The sequence below is a fragment of the Nocardiopsis sp. M1B1 genome (assembly GCF_052466615.1).
Genome location: NZ_CP196194.1, coordinates 6,505,372 through 6,526,033 on the forward strand (window position 1 = coordinate 6,505,372; position 20,662 = coordinate 6,526,033).

Annotated in this window: 14 protein-coding genes; 4 read left to right on the plus strand and 10 right to left on the minus strand. The window is 72.4% G+C overall.

Translation table 11 applies throughout. From position 1 onward, the window contains the following. Positions 1-54 precede the first annotated feature (54 nt). Genes ACSTA4_RS28265 through ACSTA4_RS28285 form a run of 5 tightly spaced genes read right to left on the minus strand, consistent with a single transcriptional unit; the run spans position 55 to position 7,622 of the window. A complete protein-coding gene (locus ACSTA4_RS28265) occupies positions 55-1,245 on the minus strand; it encodes a VWA domain-containing protein (RefSeq protein ID WP_444961729.1) in 1,191 nt (396 codons plus the stop codon). Then, entirely contained in the window at positions 1,242-3,764 is a 2,523-nt protein-coding gene (locus tag ACSTA4_RS28270) for a DUF5682 family protein (RefSeq protein ID WP_444961730.1), read from the minus strand. Before ACSTA4_RS28270 ends, ACSTA4_RS28265 begins: the two co-directional genes overlap by 4 nt. Then, positions 3,764-4,879, minus strand: a complete 1,116-nt coding sequence (locus ACSTA4_RS28275) for an ATP-binding protein (RefSeq protein ID WP_248772644.1) — start codon at positions 4,877-4,879, stop codon at positions 3,764-3,766. Before ACSTA4_RS28275 ends, ACSTA4_RS28270 begins: the two co-directional genes overlap by 1 nt. After that, positions 4,876-6,378, minus strand: a complete 1,503-nt coding sequence (locus ACSTA4_RS28280; protein ID WP_444961731.1) for a DUF5691 domain-containing protein — start codon at positions 6,376-6,378, stop codon at positions 4,876-4,878. The genes ACSTA4_RS28275 and ACSTA4_RS28280 overlap by 4 nt, the downstream gene beginning before the upstream one ends. Then, positions 6,375-7,622 carry an SWIM zinc finger family protein gene (locus ACSTA4_RS28285; RefSeq protein ID WP_444964295.1) on the minus strand — a complete coding sequence of 416 codons (1,248 nt, stop codon included), beginning with the start codon at positions 7,620-7,622 and terminating at the stop codon, positions 6,375-6,377. Before ACSTA4_RS28285 ends, ACSTA4_RS28280 begins: the two co-directional genes overlap by 4 nt. 387 nt (positions 7,623-8,009) lie before the next feature. Between ACSTA4_RS28285 and ACSTA4_RS28290 the strand changes: the two genes are divergently transcribed. Together ACSTA4_RS28290 and ACSTA4_RS28295 are read left to right on the plus strand one after the other, a co-directional pair. Beyond that, positions 8,010-9,353: a cytochrome P450 gene (locus tag ACSTA4_RS28290; protein WP_444961732.1), complete on the plus strand. Its 1,344-nt coding sequence runs from the start codon at positions 8,010-8,012 to the stop codon at positions 9,351-9,353. Positions 9,354-9,509: 156 nt separating this feature from the next. Then, positions 9,510-10,265, plus strand: a complete 756-nt coding sequence (locus ACSTA4_RS28295; protein ID WP_444961733.1) for a MerR family transcriptional regulator — start codon at positions 9,510-9,512, stop codon at positions 10,263-10,265. A 170-nt stretch (positions 10,266-10,435) separates the two neighbouring features. Here the strand turns inward: ACSTA4_RS28295 and ACSTA4_RS28300 are convergent, their stop codons facing one another. Continuing rightward, positions 10,436-11,401 carry a TIGR03557 family F420-dependent LLM class oxidoreductase gene (locus tag ACSTA4_RS28300; protein ID WP_444961734.1) on the minus strand — a complete coding sequence of 322 codons (966 nt, stop codon included), beginning with the start codon at positions 11,399-11,401 and terminating at the stop codon, positions 10,436-10,438. A 74-nt stretch (positions 11,402-11,475) separates the two neighbouring features. Next, entirely contained in the window at positions 11,476-13,584 is a 2,109-nt protein-coding gene (locus tag ACSTA4_RS28305; RefSeq protein WP_444961735.1) for a catalase, read from the minus strand. 286 nt (positions 13,585-13,870) lie between these two features. Here ACSTA4_RS28305 and ACSTA4_RS28310 point away from each other — a divergent pair, with 286 nt between their 5' ends. Beyond that, entirely contained in the window at positions 13,871-14,725 is an 855-nt protein-coding gene (locus ACSTA4_RS28310; protein WP_444961736.1) for an SDR family oxidoreductase, read from the plus strand. A 153-nt stretch (positions 14,726-14,878) separates the two neighbouring features. Here the strand turns inward: ACSTA4_RS28310 and ACSTA4_RS28315 are convergent, their stop codons facing one another. Next, positions 14,879-15,289: a ChaB family protein gene (locus tag ACSTA4_RS28315; RefSeq protein WP_174547560.1), complete on the minus strand. Its 411-nt coding sequence runs from the start codon at positions 15,287-15,289 to the stop codon at positions 14,879-14,881. A 442-nt stretch (positions 15,290-15,731) separates the two neighbouring features. Here ACSTA4_RS28315 and ACSTA4_RS28320 point away from each other — a divergent pair, with 442 nt between their 5' ends. Continuing rightward, positions 15,732-16,667, plus strand: coding sequence for an alpha/beta hydrolase family protein (locus ACSTA4_RS28320; RefSeq protein ID WP_444961737.1), 936 nt, complete (start codon positions 15,732-15,734; stop codon positions 16,665-16,667). Between the two features lie 711 nt (positions 16,668-17,378). Here ACSTA4_RS28320 and ACSTA4_RS28325 read toward each other — a convergent pair. Both ACSTA4_RS28325 and ACSTA4_RS28330 read right to left on the minus strand, forming a co-directional pair. After that, the gene (locus ACSTA4_RS28325; RefSeq protein WP_444964296.1) at positions 17,379-18,671 is read right to left on the minus strand and encodes a DUF222 domain-containing protein; all 1,293 of its coding nucleotides are present in this window, start codon (positions 18,669-18,671) and stop codon (positions 17,379-17,381) included. A 662-nt stretch (positions 18,672-19,333) separates the two neighbouring features. Continuing rightward, positions 19,334-20,659, minus strand: coding sequence for an ABC transporter substrate-binding protein (locus ACSTA4_RS28330; RefSeq protein WP_444961738.1), 1,326 nt, complete (start codon positions 20,657-20,659; stop codon positions 19,334-19,336). Between the last annotated feature and the right edge of the window lie 3 nt (positions 20,660-20,662).

The following is a 20,662-nucleotide window of genomic DNA, read 5'->3' on the forward strand; positions in this document are numbered from 1 at the left end:
CTCCTGAGGGGGTCGGGGGGCGGGCGGGGACCGCCACGGCCCCGCCCGCCCGGATCAGGCGTCCTGGTACTTCTCGACCCAGGACGTGAGGGGTTGCCCCTGGATGGCCGCCGCCATCAGCTCGGGGAACGCGTCGGGGGTGCAGGCGAACGCGGGCACCCCCATCTCGGCGAGCGCGGACGCGTTCTGTCGATCGTAGAACGGCGCGCCCTCGTCCGACAGCGCCAGCAGCACCACCACCTGGACCCCGGCCGCCTGCATCGCGGCCACCCTCCTCAGCATCTCCGCTCGGACACCGCCCTCGTACAGGTCGCTGATCAGCACGAAGACCGAGTCGTTCGGCTTGGTGATGAGCCCCTGGCAGTAGGCGATGGCCTTGTTGATGTGCGTGCCGCCGCCCAACTGCGTGCCGAACAGCACCTCGACCGGGTCGGTCAGCTGCTCGGTCAGGTCCACCACCGCGGTGTCGAACACGACCAGCGACGTGCGCAGGGTCTTCATCGAGGCCAGCACCGCGCCGAACACGCTCGCGTAGACCACCGAGGAGGCCATCGAACCGCTCTGGTCGATCGCCAGCACCACGTCCTTCTGCACGCCCCGGCTGCGGCGGCCGTACCCCACCAGGGTCTGCGGCACGATCGTGTTGTGCTCGGGCAGGTAGTGGGCCAGGTTGCGGCGGATGGTGGCGTTCCAGTCGATGTCGGCCACCCGGCGCGGCCGGTGGGTGCGGGACGACCGGTCGATCGCCCCCTGCACCAGGGACCGCGTCTTCTGCGCCACGCGGCGCTCCAGGTCGTCCACCACCCGGCGCACCACCGCGCGGGCGGACTCGCGGGCCTGGTCGGGCATCACCCGGTTGAGGGACAGCAGGGTCCCCACCAGGTGCACGTCCGGCTCGACTGCCTCCATCATCTCCGGCTCCAGGAGGAGCTGGTGCAGCCCCAGCCGGTCCATGGCGTCCTTCTGCATCACCTGCACCACGGAGGAGGGGAAGTACTCGCGGATGTCGCCCAGCCAGCGCGCCACCCGGGGCGCCGAACCGCCGAGCCCGGCGGAGCGCTCGGGCACGAGTGCCCCGAGCCCTCTGCCACGACCGCGTCCGCTCTGGTTGTACAGCGCTTCCAGCGCAGCGTCCATCCCCTGGTCGGCGGCGCTGAGGCCGGAGGCGCCGACCCCGCCGGAGCACTGCGCCTCCCGGCCCAGCACGAGCCTCCAGCGTCGCTCCCGCTCGTCCACGGCGTTCATGTGCGCACCTTTCCGTCGGTGAGGATGGCCAGCGCGGTGGCCAGGGCCGGGGCCGCACGCCGGGCGTCCACGTCCACGCGGGCCGGGGCGGACCGGTCGGCGGCGGGCGCCGTCCCGAGCCGCAGGGCGGCCGAGCCGATCTCCTGGCGCTCGGGGCCGTTGAAGGCGCCGAAGGTGCGCCGCAGCAGTGGCAGCACCGCGGTGAAGCGCTCCTCGGGCAGGGAGAGCAGCCAGGTGTCGATCAGCCCGAGCAGCCGGTCGTCGTGCACCAGGATCAGCCCGCTGCCCTGGAGGAACCCCTCCAGCCAGGCGGCGGCCGAGGCGGGTTCGGCGCCCGGGGACATCGCCAGGCCGAGGCGGCGGCGCAGCTCGTCGGCGTCCACGAGCCCGGAGTCGGACAGGATCCGGTTGACCCGCCCGGCGATGCGGCCGGGCAGGGTGTCGCGCACGGCCAGGGCGGTCAGGGCCGCGGTCCAGGCCTGGGCGCCCTCCCCGCCCAGGAGGGTGGCGGCGCCCTGCGTGGCGTCGATGTGCCGGACGAACCGCTCCGCCGCGTCGTCGTCCAGGCCGTGCACGGCCGGTGCCAGCCCGACACACACGCGCCGCAGGATCTGCTCGGCGACCGTGCTCAGGTAGGCGCTGTCGGTGCCGCGCACGTCCCCGTAGCGGGCGGAGCGGGCCAGCGGCGGCAGCGCCTCCATCAGGTGGGTGACGTCGCTGTCGGTGGCCGCGCGGTCGGTGAGCAGGGACAGCACGCGGGGCAGGGCCTCGCCCAGGTCCGCGAACAGGCACTGCTCGGTGAGGGAGGTCAGCGCGGGCAGGGCCGCGTCCTCGGCGAGGTCGGCCACCCGGGCCGTGGCCGCCGAGGCGACGGTGGTGCCCCACCGGCTGGCCTCGATCAGCGCCACGTCCATGTCGGGGTCCCAGCGCAGCCGCCACGACTCCCGGAAGGTGCCCTTCTGCCCGCCGTCGGGGGTGCGGGGAACACCCCACTCGACACCGAGCAGCCGCAGCCGGTGCAGCAGCACGCTGCGTTCGCGCTGGCTGTCCTTGCGCAGGTCCAGGTCGAGGTCGCTGTCGAAGGGCTCGGCCTTGAGCCGCAGGCGCTTGCGGATCGCGATGAGGTCGCGCTGGAGCGGGACCATGGGCGTGGACGGGGGCACCGAGCCCATCCGCTCGCCGACGGACATCCGGCGGTGGACGAGGGCGGCCCGGGTGGGCTCGCCCTCGCACAGGACGGCCGTGAGCGCCTCGGCCACCTCGTCGAGTCCGGCGAGCGGACGCCCGCGCAGCACGGCGAGGCTCTCGGCCAGCCGCACGCCCTCGATGACGTGGGACGAGGACACCGCCAGCCCCTCCTCGCGGAGCATCCGGGCGGCGTCGGTCAGCCACCGGTGCACCGGGAGGTCGGGCGCGGTGAACAGGTGGTGGTACCAGCCGGGGGCGGCGACCCCCGCGCCGTAACCGCTGGAGGCGGCCAGGCGCCCGTGGGTCCAGGGCACCCAGGTGGCGGTGACCTTCGCCTTGGGCAGGCCCTTGAGCAGGGCGGTGTCCTCCTTGATCGGGTAGTCGGCCAGGTCGCGCAGGGCAGGGGCGTGCCAGGCGCCGCAGACCACGGCGATCCGCTCGTGGCCCTCCTTGAGGGTGGCGCGCAGGGTCTGGCGCATGTACGCCTCCCGGCGCGCGTCGCGCTCCGTCTCGGGGCCGGACTCCGCGCGGACGGCGGCCATGGCGTCGGCGATCGCCGGGAACGGGGAGGGCTCCCCGTCCCGGCGCTGCTCGATGACGTCGTCCCACCAGCGCTCGGCGTCGTCGTAGCCCGCGGCCTCGGCGAGCACCCCGAGGGGGTCCAGCCGGATCCGCTCCGGCTCGCCGACCTCGCCGCCGTCCGTCCCTTCGGCGGCCTCCGAGGCCTCGGTTCCGTCGGTCTCTCGTGCCACGACAGCCGCACCGGTTCCGGCCGTCCCGGTGTCCTCGGGAGCCGTGGTGTTCCCGGCGGCCCCGGGGTCCTCGTCGCCGCTTCCGGTCCCGGTGTTCCCACCGGCTTCAGGCGTCCCGGTGTTCCCAGGAACCTCGCCGGACTCCGGTTCCCCGGAATCCGCCTCGGCGCGGGCGCTCTCCTCCGCGGCCCGGCGCCGCTCCTCGGCCTCGGCGACGCGCTCGGCCAGGGTGTTCGCGGCGGGCAGGTCGCAAAAGCGCACCCGCACGTCGTTCTCCACCGCGTAGCGCAGCGCCTCCCACTCCGGGGAGAAGCTGGCGAAGGGCCAGAACGCCCAGCCCTCGCCGGCTCTCGGCTCGTCCCCCTTGGGGGTGTCGGCGAGGTAGGCCAGCAGAGCCACCGGCGGCTCCAGCTCGCCCACCAGCGAGGTGAGGGCGTCCGCCTCCGGCGGTCCCTCGATCAGCACGGCGTCGGGTTTGATCTCCTCCAGCGCCGCCCGGACGGCCCGGGCCGACCCCGGGCCGTGGTGCCGCACGCCCAGGACGTGCAGCCCGCTCGTGTCCAGTCGGGGTCGACCCATCAGGCGCCCACCTCGCGGCAGGCGCGGTAGAACTCGCCCCAGCCGTCGCGCCCGCGCGCGACGGTCTCCAGGTACTCGCGCCACACCACGCCGTCGGACACCCGGTCCTGGACGACGGCGCCCTGGATACCCGCGGCCACGTCGGCCGGGCGCAGCTGCCCGTCGCCGAAGTGCGCGGCCAGCGCGATGCCGTTGGTGATCACCGAGATCGCCTCGGCGGTGCTCAGCGTGCCGCTGGGCGACTTGACCTTGGTGCCGTTGTCCTCGGTCACCCCCGAGCGCAGCTCGCGGAAGACGGTGACCACCCGCCGGATCTCGGTGAGGCTGGTGGGCACCTCGGGCAGGTCCAGGGCGCGGCCGAGCTGCTCCACCCGCTGGGTGACGATGCGGACCTCGTCCTCGGCGCTGTCGGGGACGGGCAGCACCACGGTGTTGAACCGGCGGCGCAGCGCGCTGGACAGGTCGTTGACGCCGCGGTCGCGGTCGTTGGCGGTGGCGATGATGTTGAAGCCGCGCTGGGCCTGCACCTCGACGCCCAGCTCGGCCACCGGCAGGGCCTTCTCCGACAGCACGGTGATGAGGCCGTCCTGCACGTCGGAGGGCATGCGGGTGAGCTCCTCGATGCGGCCGATGGAGCCGCGCGACATGGCGGTCATCACCGGGCTGGGCACGAGGGCCGCCTCGGAGGGGCCCTCGGCGAGCAGCCGGGCGTAGTTCCAGCCGTAGCGGACGGCCTCCTCGGAGGTCCCGGCGGTGCCCTGGACGAGCAGGGTGGAGTCGCCGGAGATCGCGGCGGCCAGGTGTTCGGACAGCCAGGTCTTGGCGGTGCCGGGGACGCCGATGAGCAGCAGGGCGCGGTCGGTGGCCAGGGTGGCCACGGCGACCTCGACGACGCGGCGGGCGCCGATGTACTTGGCGCTGATCTCGGTGCCGTCGGACAGGGTGGTGCCCAGCAGGTACTGGGTGACCGCCCACGGGGAGAGCTTCCAGCCCGGGGGCCGCTGCCGGTCGTCGGCCTTGGCCAGCGCCTCCAGCTCCGCGGAGTAGGTCTGCTCCGCGTGCGGGCGCAGGGCCTGGGCGGCGTCGGTGCGGATGGAGGGGGTGGAGGTGGTCAACTGAGCTCCCTGTGCATGTCGAGTCGGAACCGGAGGGTGTCCCGGAGCCGGAGGTAGGCGTCGCCGGAGGCGTCGTTGTACGGAGGGGTCTGGTGGAGGTCGGTGAGGTGCCCGGGGGGCATGTGCACGGCCGCCGCCTCGCAGAGCAGCCGGTAGCCGTGGTAGTCGTTCTTGCGGTCCTTGGCGTGCAGGCGCGCGATGACCCGCGCGCTCAGCTCGGGGGTCCAGGGGCCGGGCGTGTCGCTGAGCTGGTCGCCCCAGCGGCTGAAGGAGGACTTGTCGGCCAGGACGCCGTCGGCGTACGCGCAGCGCTCCTCGACCGGCAGCAGTTCCAGCAGCCTGCTCGTCTGGAACCCCGGTCCCGTGCCCCGCGAACCCAGGAACTCCAGGACGGCCCTGGCCCACTCGACGTTCCGTTGGACGATGACGGCGTTGACGAGGGCGCCCACCAGGCGGGCGCTCTGCACGGCCTCCCGGTTCGCCGCCTCGAAGATCCCCACGGGTTCGGCGCCCAGCAGCCCGGGCCACACGTCCAGCGGCGCGTGGGTGAGCAGCGCCCACAGCCGCTCGGCCTGCTCGTGCACGTTCTCGTCGCCCTTGGAGGGCGCGGCCAGCGCCAGGTCGCGGTGGACGGCGGCGTCGCGGGAGCGGACGGGGTCCACCCACAGGGCGCCGTCCTCCCTGAGCGAGGCGTGCGCGCGGACGTGGCCGCGCAGCCGCTCGGCGTGCGCGCTGTCGGGCAGCCGGGTGAGCAGGGACAGCGCGATCCCGCGCACGTTGGCGCTGCGGTCGTCCAGCGCCCGGTCGAGGAAGTCCGCGTCCGCCGGGCCGAGCCCGGTGGCGAAGGTCTCCAGCAGGCGGCGGCGCAGGTCGGCCTTGGCCAGGCCGGTCCAGACGGCGGCCAGCAGCTCGCGGGCGCGGTCGGGGTCGGTGGCGCGCAGCGCGGCGAGCGCGCGGCGGCGCTCGCCCGGGGTGCCGCAGCCCCAGTCGCGCTCGCTGAACCGGTCCGCGTGGACCGACTCGGCCAGCATGTAGGACCAGGCGGGGTTGAGCCCGGCCAGCCAGTGGCCGCGTGTGCCGACCGCGGCCGCGAGCGCGGGGCGCAGCTCGCTGTCGCGGGCGCCCTGGTCGAGGAGGGCGGGAACGCTGGAGTACGCGACGCGCCGTCCCGAGGCGGCCACCAGCCCGAGCCACTCCGGGAGGAGTTCGGTCCGTCCCGTGAGGATGTCCTCCAGCCGGGTGGTCGCGGCCTGTCCGGGCTCGGGGCGCTCGTCCTCGGCGCCGGGCTCGACGGGCTCGACGCCGGTGGCGGGGACGTACCCGGCGGCGCGGCGGACGGCGATCAGGGCCGCCCGGTCCAGGAGGGCGACGGAGTCCTCGTCCTCGGGGGTGGGGGGCAGGTCGGGGGTGTCGGGGACGGAGCGCTTGGAGGTGCCGACCAGGGCGGTGGAGACCAGGCGGTCCCAGGAGTCCACGGCGGCCAGGGGGTCGGGGGTCACAGGGAGACCGCCTTTCCGTTCCGGTCCCACACGGTGATGGGGGTGAGTCCCGCCGCGGGCGACCACTCGGCGGCGACGGTGGAGGGGTGGCCGCCGGTGACCGCGAGGAGGCGCCAGGGCTCGGGGGAGGCCAGGGGCAGGGCGTCGCCCTCGGTGTCGGTGAGGTACCACCGGCCGTCGTGGGCGGGGGCGGCGCGGTCGAGCACGACAGGCCAGGTGTCGCGCCAGGGGTCCTCGGCGAGGGAGGCTGCGAAGTCGTCGAGGGCCTGCACGACCGTGCCGCCCTCGGGCGGGGCCGCCTCGGTCGTGACGCCGTCGCCGACGGGGGCGACCCGGTGGCCGTCGGGGTAGAAGGCGAACTCGGCCTCCACGTCGGTGCCGGCCCGGAAGGGGGTGGTGGGCGCCTGGCCGGGTCGGGCGAAGGCCAGGTACAGGGCCACGCGCCCGGTCGCGGTGCCGCGCAGCCACAGGCGGCGCACGCGCATGTCGGCTTCGAGGGTGGGGGCGTCGTGCCAGCCCAGGACCCGCCAGGTGTCGCGGACGCGCTCACCGCTGGCGAGGACCTCCTCGGCCTTGACGGTGATGCCCACCCGGGAGCGGACGGCGCCGCGGACGCGCTCGTCGAGGGCGTCGCCCGCACGGTAGCCGTTGACCAGCAGGTGGAGGAGGCCGAGCCGTTCGAGCATCCGCTCGGGCCAGCTGTCCCCGCGCGCCGCGGAGGGCAGCTGGGAGACGAGGGAGGCCGCGCCGCCCGCCTTGGCGTCCACGAGGCGCTTGGCCATGCGGTCCCAGTGGTCGTAGCCGTGCTTGGGCACCTCGGCCAGCCCGGTGTCGACCTGGTCGCGCAGCCAGAGGCCGAGTTCGTCGACCCCGGCCCGGACGGCCTCCTCCCTCTTGCGCAGGGTCGCGGCCGCCCGTTCGGGGTCGGCGGGGGCCGCCGGGCTGTTGGCCTTCTCCTGGCGGGCTGCTCTTCCGGAGAGCCACTTGGCCACCCACTCGGGCCGCTCCTCCCGGTCAGCCACGCTGTCCTGGGTCCACAGGGCCAGCAGGCCCAGGACGTGCTTGCAGGGAATCTTGCGGCTGGGGCAGCTGCACTTGTAGGCGGTCCCGCCCGCGCCGTCCAGGTGGACGGCGGCCAGGTAGGGCTTGGAACCGCTGCCCTTGCACTCGCCCCAGACGGCGGAGGTGCCGCCGGAGGGGGCGGCGACCGCTCCGCGCTCGGGCCAGGACGACTCCTTGGCCACCTTCAGGGCGGCCTTGCGGGAGGAGGCGTCCGGAGCCAGAGCCCATACGTCGTCGGTACTCCATCGATCGCTCACACAGAGAACACTACGGACTCCCTATGACAAAAAGCGCCCTTTTCGAACCTCCTTGCGAATCCTCGTGGAACTGTCGCATCCCCGTGGCAGACTCCGGCCGCGGAGCGGCTCCATCCGGCGCACGACCCCGGGTTCCGGCGCGTGGGAGCCCCCAAAAAAGAGCACCTTAATACCATTTGTCACTAATACGCAGGCGCCCTTTCTCTGCCGTGTTGAAAAAAGAACGCCGCCCCTTCTACAATGAGCGATCCCGCTTCTCCCCTCCGTCACCGCACCGGCACACCATCTCCCCGAAGAGAGGGAATCGGTTCGTTGACGAACACACGGCTGTACGGCACCACACCCGCCACCGGACGCGACGGCCTCTGGGCCGCGCTGCGCGAACGCCACGGACCCGTGGCCCCGGTCGAACTGGAGACCGGCGTACGGGCCTGGCTTCTGCTGGGCTACCACGAGAACCTGGCGGTGTTACAGAACCAGCACCTCTTCTCACGCGACACCCGCCGCTGGCGCGAGGTGGCGGAGGGGCGCGTCGACCTCTCCTGCGCCCGCCCCGCGCTGTCCTGGCGCCCCAACGCCCTGTACGCCGACGGGGCCGAGCACACCCGGCTGCGCTCGGCCATCGCGGACAGCCTGGCCAGGGTGGACCTGAACGCCACCGCCCGCACGATCCGGCGGATCGCCGACGAGCTCGTCGACTCCTTCGTCGCCGACGGCAGGGCCGACCTCATCTCCGAGTACGCCAACCCCCTGCCCGTGCTCGTGGTCAACAGCCTGTACGGGCTCTCCGACAGCTACGGGTACATGCTGGGCGACCTCACGTCCATCGTCTTCAGCGAGAACGCCGAACGCGCAGAGGACGCCGTCGGCCGCATCCACCAGTACTTCTCCGAACTGGTGGCCCGCAAGCGCAGGGTCCCCGGCCAGGACCTGGTGTCGTGGATGCTGGAACACCCCGCGGGGCTGAGCGACCACGAGGTCGCGCACCAGGCCGCGCTCATCAACAATTCGAGCCACCAGACCACCACACACCTCATCGGCAACACGATGCGCACCCTGTTCACCGACGAGGCGGTCCGCACCGCCTACACGGACGCGCAGATGACCGTGCACGAACTGCTCGACCACGTGATGTGGACCGACACGCCCTTCCAGATCCTGCCCGCCCGCATCGCCCTCCAGGACATGCGCATCGGCGGTGTCGACATCCGTGCGGGCGACGCCCTGCTGATCGGCTTCGACGCCGCCCACCGCGATCCGACCGTCCGCTGCGAACAGGCGGGGGGCAGCCGGGCCCACCTGATGTTCGGCGCCGGACCGCACGCCTGTCCGGCCCGCGAGCTGGCCCGGCTGACCGCCACGATCGCGGTCACCACGCTCCAGGAGCGCCTGGGCGGGCTCCGGCTCGCCGTGGAGCCCGAGGACCTGCGCTGGACCCCGTCGCCGTTCCTGCGGGGGCTGCGCGAACTCCCGGTGGCCTTCACCCCGGGCGAACCCGTCGCCCTCGGCCCCCGGGAGGGCTCCGGAAGGGGCGGCTCCGGAGGGGACGGGCAGTCGGAGGCCGGGGCGCGGTCGGGGGGCCCGGACCACGACGACGAGGGCCACGAGGACGACCTCCTCAGCCGTCTGCTCGCCTGGTGGCGCGGGCGGAGTTGACCCTGCCGCAGCGTCGACTCCTAGTGTCGGTGGTGCGGGCGCGGGGCGTGCGCCCCGCGCCCCGCACGGCCGACACGGGCGGCGGGGGCGGGCCCGCGAGAACACGGACCGGGGGCGGCCTCGCCACCGGGGGAGCAGACGGGACGGGCACCTCACGTGGAGTGGACCATCCAGCAGGTCGCGGCCAGCGCCGGTGTCACCAGCCGGACCCTGCGCCACTACGACGACATCGGGCTCCTGCCACCCTCCAGGGTGGGCGGCAACGGCTACCGGTACTACGACGCGGCCGCGGTGGCCCGGCTCCAGCGCGTCCTCCTGTTGCGGGACCTCGGCCTGAGCCTGCCCGTCATCGCGGACGTGCTGGACCGCGAACGGGACGAGGAGGCGGCCCTGCGCGACCACATCGGACTCCTGGAGGCCGAGCGCGACCGCCTGGACCAGCGGATCAGGTCCGTGCGGCGCACCCTCGACGCTCGGCGCTCCGGCAGGGACGGCTCCCTGGAGATGATGCTGGAGGGGTTCAACGACCCCTACCGGGACGGGGTCGTCTCCCGCTGGGGTGAGCGCGCCTTCCTGGAGAGCAACGCCTGGTGGCACGGCAAGAGCCTGCGCCAGCGGAGGGACTGGAAGCAGGACACCGACCGGTTGGTCGCCGCTTGGGTCGCGGCCTGGGAGGACGGTGCGTCCCCGGTGTCGGACCGCGCGCAGGAGCTGGCCGCCCGGCACGTGGAGTGGCTCCGCCAGATCCCGGGGACGCCGGTGGCGGAGGGGGACCGCGAGCGCTCCGTCGAGCTCGTGTGCGATCTGGGCCGCGTCTACGTGGAGGACCCGGACTACGAGGGCCTCTACGGGAGCGCGGAGGGAGCCGCGTTCGTCCGCGACTCCCTCCGTGAGTACGCCCGGTCCATGTGAGGGCCGGCCCCTCGGCCGGCGCCCGTGCGCGGGGCCTCCCGGACACGGGACCCCCGGGCACGGGCCGGGTCGGCCGGTGCGCCGCGGGAGCTCAGACCCGCGGACGGCAGTGGAGCTCCGGCCTGCGGACGGCACTGGGTGCGGGCCCGGTGCGCCTTCGCGGTCACGCGCTAACCGGCGCCCATCGCCCGGATCGGCCCGGCCAGCTCCCGCTCGAAGAAGCCGAAGAACCCCTCCGGGTCGGGTCCGGCGTTGATCAGGCACAGGTGGTCGAACCCGGCGGAGGCGAACTCCCGCACCACCTCCAGGTGCCGGTCCGGGTCCGGCCCGTAAGCGAAGACGTCGCGCATCGCGTCCCTGTCGATCAGGGCGGTGGCCGCCTCGAAGTTCACCGGGTTGGGCAGCTCGGCCTGCACCTTCCACCCGGTGAGCGCGAAGCGGAACAGCTCGCGTGCCGACTCCAGGGCGTCGCCCTCGTTGCTCGCCCACGCCAGCGGCACCTCGGCGTAGCGGGGGCCGGAGCCGCCGTTGTCCTCGTAGACCCGGTTGAGCTCCCTGCTCGGCTCGGTGCAGAACAGGCCGTCACCCGACTCGGCGGCCAGCAGGGCGGCCTGCTCGCCGCCCGCGGCCACGACGATCGGCGGCGCCTCCTCGGGCAGGTCGAAGACCCGGGCGTCCTCAAGGGTCAGGTACCTGCCGTCGTAGGAGTGGTAGCCGCCCGACCACAGCAGGCGGATGATCTGGATCGCCTCGCGCAGCATCTCGTGGCGCCGGGTGGCGTTGGGCCACCCCTGGCCCACCACGTGCTCGTTGAGGCGCTCCCCCGCCCCCAGACCGAGCGTGAACCGCCCCTCGGACAGGATGGCCGTGGTGGCCGCCGCCTGGGCGACGATCGCCGGGTGCACCCGCAGGATCGGGCAGGTGACCCCGGTGGCCAGCTCGACGCTGTCGGTGCGTTCGGCGATGGCGGCGAGCATCGACCACACGAACCCGGAGTGGCCGTGGCTGTACAGCCACGGGTGGAAGTGGTCGCTGATCTCCACGAAGTCGAACCCGGCCTGTTCGGCGCGGACCGCCTGCTCCACGATCTCGCGGGGCCCGAAACCCTCGGCGAAGAGCTTGTAGCCCACCTTCATCGCGTCTTCTCTCCCTTCGTCACGCCTTCACTCCGTGCCGGTCGTTCCGTACCCGACGCCCCGGCCGTTCCCCGTCAGGCGGGCACGGACGCCGTCGGCCGGTCCCAGAACCGGTGCTCGCCCAGCAGCCTCGTGAACTCGGCGACACCGGCCTCCCCCGCGTCCGGCGCGGCGACCACGCCCAGCTCCACCCGCAGGGCGTCCACGGGCCCGGCCAGCTCCTCCGGCAGCGGCGGGGCGAGCAGCTCCGTCCCCGCGCCGACCGCGGCCACCGGCTTGTGGTGCTTGTACGCCTCCAGCACGAAGTGCCGCGCGAGCCCGTCGCCCGCCAGCGTCCGGGCGGCGTCGGGGCCTCCGGTCACCACGACCGCGTCGTAGAGCACCGAGGAGACGGTCGAGTAGGCCCGGTCGACGGTGACGACACCGCCCCGCGAGGTCCGGACCGAGCCGTCGGCGGCCGCGAGGAGTTCGACCACGGCCCCCGCCCCGATCAGGGGTTCGCGGAACGCGTCGACGGCGGCCTCGTCCACCCCGTCCGCGACCAGGACGGCCACCTTGCGGCCGACGACGGAGCCGAACGCGGTGTTGAGCTGGCTCAGGGCGGGCGAGGAGCGGCCGTGGTTGGGCGTGGCCTCCCGCTCCGGCGGCTCGACGCCGATCCCCTCCGCGACCTGGACGGACAGCCGGTGGTCCACGTGGTTGAGGTTGGTCACCACCCGCTGGCGCACCTCCAGCTCCTCGCACTTGCCCAGCTCGAAGCGGAAGGCCTCCACCAGGTGCTCGCGCTCCCACTCGGCGAGGCTGTTGTAGAAGAGCGTGGCCTGCGAGTAGTGGTCGGCGAAGCTCTCGCTGCGGACCCGGATCTTGTCGCCCTCGACCTTCTCCGTGTAGTGGCGGTAGACGCCCTCCCCGTGCGCCAGGGCCGGGCAGCCGCCGCCCAGGCTGTTGGGGTAGTAGGAGGTCCCGCCCCGGTGCACGCGGTGCTGGGCGAAGCCGTCCCGCTGGTTGTTGCTCACCGGGGCCACCGGGCGGTTGATCGGGATCTGCTGGAAGTTGGAGCCGCCCAGGCGGAGCAGCTGCGTGTCCAGGTAGGAGAAGTTGCGGGCCTGGAGCAGCGGGTCGTTGGTGAAGTCGATGCCCGGGACCACGTTGGCGGTGTGGAAGGCCACCTGCTCCGTCTCCGCGAAGAAGTTGTCCGGGTTCCGGTTCAGGGTCAGCTTGCCGATCGGGCGGACCGGAACCTGCTCCTCGGGGATGATCTTGGTGGCGTCCAGCAGGTCGAAGTCGAAGGCGTGCTCGTCCTCCTCCGGCACCAGCTGCACGCCCAGCTCCCACTCGGGGTACTGGCCGCGCTCGATGGCCTCCCACAGGTCGCGCCGGTTGAAGTCGGGGTCCTTGCCCTGGACGCGCTGCGCCTCGTCCCAGACCAGCGAGTGCGTGCCGAGCAGGGGCCGCCAGTGGAACTTGACGAAGGTGCCCCGGCCCTCGGCGCTGACGAACCGGAACGTGTGGACGCCGAAGCCCTGCATCGTCCGGTAGCTGCGCGGGATCGCCCGGTCCGACATCAGCCACATCATCATGTGCGTGGTCTCGGGCTGCAGGCCCACGAAGTCCCAGAGGGTGTCGTGCGCGGACTGCGCCTGGGGGATCTCGTTGTGGGGCTCGGGCTTGACCGCGTGGACGAAGTCGGGGAACTTGATGCCGTCCTGGATGAAGAAGACCGGCATGTTGTTGCCGACGAGGTCGTAGTTGCCCTCCTCGGTGTAGAACTTCACCGCGAACCCGCGCACGTCGCGCACCGTGTCGGCGGATCCGCGCGACCCGGCGACCGTGGAGAAGCGGACGAAGACCGGCGTGGTGACGTCGGGGCCGCTCAGGAAGTGGGCCGCCGTCAGCTCGGAGAGCCCCTCGTAGGGGCGGAAGTGGCCGTAGGCGCCCGCGCCGCGCGCGTGCACCACCCGTTCGGGAATGCGCTCGTGGTCGAAGTGGGTGATCTTCTCCCGGGCGTGGAAGTCCTCCAGCAGTGTCGGGCCGCGCGCCCCGGCCCGGAGCGAGTTGTCGGTGTCGCCCACCCGGACGCCGGTCTCAGTGGTCAGGGGCTGGTCGGAGTCGGTCCTGACCGCGTCGAGCTGGCGGTCCTTGCCGTCGCGCCCGTCGCTTCCCCCACGTCCTTCAGTGCTCACAGCAGGCCTCCGTCGATCTGCGGGTACCACGTGCCGAGGTCTTCCTCCGGTTCCACCTGACCGACGCCCGTTCGTGGCAAACGTCGTTGACCGCCTTTTGGAGCGGCGTTCACGGCGGTGCCGCCTGGGCGCAGACGACCCGCGCCGGGCCCGAGTCAGCGGGGGCGAACGGGGTAGGGGCGGGCACGCGGAAAGACCGCCCGGGCCCGCCCGGGCGCACAGCGCGGGACGCCCCGGACCGGTTCCGGGACAGGCCCGCGGAACCGAGACGACAGGGGGAGCGACCATGTCCGAGACTTCGCCTCCGGCGCAGAGCCAGCCCTACCCCGGCCGGACCGAGCCGATGGATCCGCAGCCCAGGGACGAGATGCGCGACTACGAGGGCCGCGGCCTGCTGAAGGGGAAGCGCGCGCTGATCACCGGGGCCGACTCCGGGATCGGCCGCGCCGTCGCCGTGGCCTTCGCCAAGGAGGGGGCGGACGTCGTCTTCGGCTACCTCAGCGAGGACGCCGACGCCCAGCACACGGTGGGGCTGGTCCAGGAGCAGGGGCGCAAGGCGGTGGGCGTACGCGGCGACCTGGCCGACGAGTCCTTCTGCACCCACCTGGTGAACCGCGCGGTCGAGGAGCTGGGCGGGATCGACATCCTGGTCGAGCACGCGGCGACCCAGGCGCCGGTGGACGACTTCACCGACCTGAGCACCGAGCAGCTCCGCCGTACCTTCGACGTCAACGTGATGGGGGTGTTCTGGACAGTCCGCGAGGCGCTGAAGCACATCCCCGAGGGCGGTTCGATCATCATCACGGGGTCCATCAACGGCCTGCGCGGCAACAAGTCGCTGATCGACTACGCGTCCAGCAAGGCCGCGGTGATGAACCTGTCGAGCTCGCTGGCGCAGACGCTCATGGACCGGGGCATCCGGGTCAACTGCGTGGCGCCCGGGCCGGTGTGGACGCCGCTCATCCCCTCCACGCTCGGGGAGAAGGGCGCGGAGGGCTTCGGCCAGCAGTCGCCCATGGGCCGGGCCGCGGATCCGGACGAGATCGCGCCCTCCTACGTCTTCTTCGCCAGCGGACGGCTGTCGTCGTACTACACCGGCGAGACCCTGGCCCCGACCGGCGGGGAGATCCAGGCGAGCTGAGCCGGGGAGGAGGGGGCGGGCCGCGGTTCCCGCCCCCTCCCCGCACGCGCCCTCACGGCGTGCGCCTCCCCGGCGCAGGAAGAAGCCCCTCCCGGACGGAGCTCGGGAGGGGCTGTCTGGGGTGGGCCGACGACGCGTCCGGCCGGGGTGGTGTCAGGAGCGGGCCTTGGCGGTGCGCCGGTCGTTCTCCTTGCGCAGCGCCTCGACCAGCTGGTCCTTGTTCATGTTCGAGCGCCCCTGGACGCCGAGCTTCTTCGCCTGCTCGTAGAGGTGCTCCTTGCTGGCGTTGGCGTCCACTCCCCCGGCGGTCTTCTTGTCCTTGCCACGGCCGCGCGCGGCCTTGGGGTTGGACGCCTGCTCGTCCGAGGGGCCCGAGCGCTGCTTGGGCACCCAGCGGTCGCCCTGTTTCTCGAACTCGTGCTTGACCGCCGCGAAGGCGACGCGGTGTGCGCGCTCGCCCTCCCCGTACTCCTCCACAGCGGAGTCGTGCGCCTTGATCCAGGTGCGCTGGGCCTTCTTCGGAGACCGCTGGAGGGTCGACGGAAGTTCGCTTGCACCGGGCATGGTCCTCACTCCCTCGTCGTGCGCCTACACGGTTCGCCTGCCCGGGAAGGGACCGACAAAACACCGCGGCCCACCGGCGCGGCGGGGCGTCGGGACGCCGGTGCCAAGAGCACCGGTGCCACGGGAGCACCACGAGCGCACCCGGGTCACCGGGTGAGCGCACGCCCCCTTCTCCCCCCGCGAGCTGGGCTCCGTCACTACTGGTGATTCAACGGATGCACGTTTACCGAAACGACACCATAGTGAACCCACGGCCGAAGGGAGCCGGTCACCCGGCCCCCTCCCTCCGCCACCGAGAGGCGGGGCGGCCACCGCCGACCACCGCGGGTACCCATGCGGTCACCTTGCGGCAACACCGGCTTTCCCTCCACGGGAGACCCTTGGTCCGCGAACACCGCGAGGTGCGCGGATTCCCCCCGCTGCACGAGAAAAAGGAAAAACCGTGCGAACATACCCCCTTTCCCCCGAAGAGACCGACGGCGCACAGCGCGGCCCCCGCTCCCGCGTGGCCCGGTTCGCCGCCCGCGCGGGTATGACCCTGGCGCTCACCGCCGGGCTGACCGGCGTCGTCGTCGCCCCGGCCCAGGCCGCCAACCCTTACGAGCGCGGCCCCGCACCGACCGAGTCGAGCGTCACCGCCGAGGAGGGTTACTTCGACACCGACGAAGAGAGCGTGTCCTCGCTGGTGAGCGGGTTCGGCGGCGGCACGATCTACTACCCCACCGACACCAGCGAGGGAACGTTCGGCGGCGTCGTCGTCGCGCCCGGCTACACGGCGAGCCAGTCCTCGATGGCGTGGATGGGCCACCGGATCGCCTCGCAGGGCTTCGTGGTGTTCACGATCGACACCAACACCCGCTACGACCAGCCCGACAGCCGGGGACGCCAGATCGAGGCAGCCCTGGACTACATGGTCGACGACAGCGACGTGTCCGACCGGGTGGACGGCGACCGCCTGGCCGTGATGGGCCACTCGATGGGCGGCGGCGGCACGCTCGCGGCCGCCGAGGACCGGCCGGAGCTGCGCGCGGCGATCCCGCTGACCCCCTGGCACCTCCAGAAGAGCTGGGACGACGTCGAGGTGCCCACGATGATCATCGGCGCGGAGAACGACAGCATCGCGTCGGTGAGCTCGCACTCCATCCCGTTCTACGAGAGCCTGGACGGCGACCTGGAGCGCGCCTACCTGGAGCTGGAGGGCGCGAGCCACTTCGCGCCCAACCTCTCCAACACGATCATCGCCAGGTACAGCATCTCCTGGCTCAAGCGCTTCGTTGACGAGGACGAGCGCTACGAGCAGTTCCTGTGCCCGCCGCCCGACACCGGTTTCTTCTCCGACTTCTCGGACTACCGGGACTCCTGCCCGCACATCACCTGATCCCGCACCGGCGACGCGGGGCCACTCCGGTCCCGCGTCTCCGGAACCGCGACACGGCGGCGGCTCGGTGGACGCTCTCCCGGGCCGCCGCCCCCGTGTGTCCGGGCGTGGGAGGCCGTCCTCACCGACGAGCAGGGACGGGGATACCGTCCGCGGGCTCCGGTCAACGCCCTACCCGCTGATGGTGGCCGAGGTAGCGGCACCAGCTACCGCGAAGTGGTGCGGGAGAGCGACCAGCGCCTGATGTTGGTGGGTGGTGAGGCTTTGCTGCGTCGGCACCAAAGGCAACGGGTGTCTGGGGTGCTCCGGTCAACGCCCTACCCATTGATGGTGGCCGGGGCGGCGGCGCCAGCTACCGCGAAGTGGTGCGGGCGGCGACCAACGGTCGGGGTTTGAGGGGGGTTGGGCTCTGCTGCGTTGGCAGCGAAGGCGGCGGGTGTCTGGGGGCTCCGTCCAACGCTCTGCCCGCTGATGGTGGCCGGGGCAGCGGCACCAGCTACCGCGAAGTAGCGCAGGCGGCGACCAACGCTGGCTGAAGCCGGGTGGCTGAGCTCTGCTGCGTCGGCACCAAAGGCGAGCGGGCCCTCCGGCCTTGGGCAGCGCTACCGGCCCCCGTGGCGAAGGCGGGCGACGGTGGCAGCGACGACGGCTGGCGGCGGGGCCCGGGCCGCCTGTCGGGCGCGGGCATACCGGGGACCGGCCCGGCCGGGGTCACTCCCGAGGCGGCGGAACCGGAACTCTGCCGGGCGGATGATCTCGTCCCCGTCCCTGCTGTTGGTGTGTGCGGAGTTCGCGTTGGTACTTGGCCCGGTTATGCGGCCCACACAGCGGTTGCAGGTTCGCGACCACCGTGCGCCCGCCTCGGGAGAACGACTGCACATGATCGGCCTGGCAGAACGCCACCGGCACCTCACATCCGCCCGGGTGCGCGCACGTGGCGTGCCCATGGAAGGCAGCGGTGCGCTGGCGCGCTGAGGCCAGCCGTCGGCTGTGGCCCACGTCCAGCACCTGTCCGGTGGGTGGGGCGGTGAGCATCCGCACGACCTCAGAGTCGGCGGCAAGTTCGTGCACCACACCGGCCGGAATGACCCGGCCGTGCTCGTCCAGCGCCGGAACCTCCTGACCCTGAGCGTTCAGGTAGGTCTGCACCGGCACCACGATGCGGATCTGCGCCAGCGGGGCAGGGGTGTGGGCGCATCCGGTGTGGGTGGTGGCAAAACGCAGCGCCGCGATCAGCGCGTCATGCTCACGCTGCGAACGACTGCGCGTGTCCTCGTCCGAGAGCGGAGCATCGAAGGTCTCGATCGCCGCGCGCACGACCAACGCATCCCCGGACCCGCCCCAGGCCTGCAACTGGTAGCTGCCCTGGAAAGTCTCATGCAAGCTCAAACCACGGGCGGCGTGAGCCGCCTCATGGTCACGGTCCAGGCGGTGGGGGTCCAAACGATGCGCGACCTGGCGGGCCACCGCCTGGAGCTGGTTGACCGACAACCCAGGCCGCTCCGTCTTCGCGGCCACCAACGCCGCTTCGAACCCCTGCCGGTACTCCCCCTGATCGGGAAAATGGTCCTCATCGCGGGTCTGGACGGCTTTATCGGTGACCTTGGCTATCACCACCGCCTCACCCAACCCCACCATGCCCTCGGCTACGGCCTGGGCGGTGACAGGCAGGGTCTCCTCGTGTACGTGCTGGGCCAGCCGCGCCAGGTCCTTCGCTTGGGCGGTGGGCAGGTCGCCGTGGTGCACCAACCACTTGTCCAACGTGGAGTAACCGCTGTAGCGGGCCACCGCACCGCGCGCGTACAGGCGCGCCATCCTCGCCAGAGCCTGGTACCGGATCTGGTCCAGCTGGGCCCACAGCGCCGCGATCTCCTCAGCGGCGGCCTCGTCCGCCCCGGGCGGGACTTCGGTGTTCAACGCCTGGTCGATGATCTCGCGCGCACCGGCCAGCGCGGCCACGGCCGGGGAACATTCCCCGGGGGCCGCCTTGGGCGCTGCGATCATCATCTCCATACTTCTTATTATAGGCGAGCGTTCGCCTTTTCTCCACTATTCGCAGCGCGAATGTACGCCTTTCGGGAGGATGCTTTTTCTTCAGGGCTGCAATTGGGTCGGGCCAAAAGGTGTCTGAAAATGCGCACCCAGAATAACCTCTTGTCGTTGGCGCGATCGTCGCCCGCGCCGACCACAGGAGGTCGGAAACGTTGCCCGAGACCGGAGGGCCCGTTTACCGTTGGTGCCGACGCAGCAGAGCCGAGCCGCCCCCACACCCCGGGCGTTGGTCGCCCTCCGGTAGCCGCTCCCGCCTTTGGTGCCGCTTTTCGTCGGGGGCCCACACCCCCACCCGGCGCCCACCGCTTCCCGCCGTCCGCACCCTTTCGCGGCAGCTGGCGCGCTTTCGTTGCCGCCAACAACCCCTGGCAGGAATGGCGTAGGGAGGGGCCCTGTGGACGGCCCCTCCCTACCCCTCAATCCATTATCATTGAGCGCCGAGCGTTTCAGGGCATGCCGAAGCCTGCATGGGTGGGATCCCCCCTATTTCCAGCAAACCATCACCACACCAACCACGGCCAGCCCCAACTTCCGCCTGTGGAAAAGGCAGCCCTACGGAGACCACCGCCTCGCAGAGACCACCGCTCTCCGAGCCCGTCCGAGCCCGTCCGAGCTCAGTCGTGGAAGACCAGCTCGTCCGGGCCGAGGGCCGTGAAGTCGGTCTCCTCGATGGGGCCGCCCTCGCGGTCGGTCACACGCGGCTCCTGGACCATCTCGATGCTGCCGCCCGACTCGTACCGGACGACGTAGACGCCCTGGTGGCCGCCGTGGTCACCGTCGCTCGACGCGAAGGGGACGGGGCTGGGCCCCTGCCACTCCTGGGACTCCAGGGCGTCGACGAGCGACTGGCGGGTGAGGTCCTCGCCCGCCGACCTGAGCGCCTGGGCGAACATGACGGCCTGGGTCATGCCGAAGACGTGCGTGTTGGTGATCGTGCCGCCCTCGCCGTACTCCTCGTACACGTCGATGAAGAACCGGGCCCACGCGTCGTCCTCGTCCTCCACGCGCGGCATGTAGCTCGTGATGAGCATGCCGTCGAGGAACTCGTCGGCGGGCACGCCCTCGGCGTCGGTGTCCTGCGTGAACTCCGCCAGCAGCCCCTGGAGGGTGGCGGTGTCGCCGCCGATGCTGGAGACCACCCACTGGGGTTCGTAGCCGATGCTGGCCGCCTCCAGCATGCCGAGCGCGACGAACGCCGGGATGCAGGAGCACACGACCACCTCGGCCCCGGTGCGCTCCAGCTCGGCGATCTGGGCGCTGAGGTCGGGCACCTCGGACTCGTAGTGTTCCCGGGCCACGACCTCGTCGCCGAGGTACTGGTCGAGCCCGGCCTGGGAGTCCTCGCCGACGTCGTCGTTCTGGAACAGGTAGCCGACGCTCTGGTCGGGGAAGTTCGCCGCGATGTACTCGCCCTGGATCTTCGCCTCCTTGGTGTAGTCGGTCTGCCAGCCGTAGGTCAGCGGGTGCTCGTCGGGGTTGTTCCACGCCAGGGCGCCCGAGGACGGGAAGACGTCGGGCACGCCCTCCTCGTTGAGGTAGTCGAGGACGCTGCTGTGCGTGGGCGTGCCCAGGCCGCCCACCATCGCGAAGACCTCGTCCTCGATGACCAGCTGCCGGGTCACGTCGATCGTCTGCGCGGGGTCGTAGGCGTCGTCCTCGACCCGGTAGTCGATCTCGCGGCCGTTCACGCCGCCCTGGGCGTTGACGTACTCGAACACGGCACGCGCGCCTTGGGAGACCGCGAGGTAGCCGGGGGCCGCGGGTCCGGTCAGGGGCTGGTGGGAGCCGATGACGACGGCGTCGTCGGTGACGCCGGTGGAGACGTTCAGGTCGACCTCGGAGCCCTCGGTGACCTCACCGGCGCCGGTGCAGGCCGTCGCCAGCATCGTCAGGGCCAGGGAGGCCGCCAGGGCGGCCCGGGTTCCGCTGCGGTTGCGCATGGG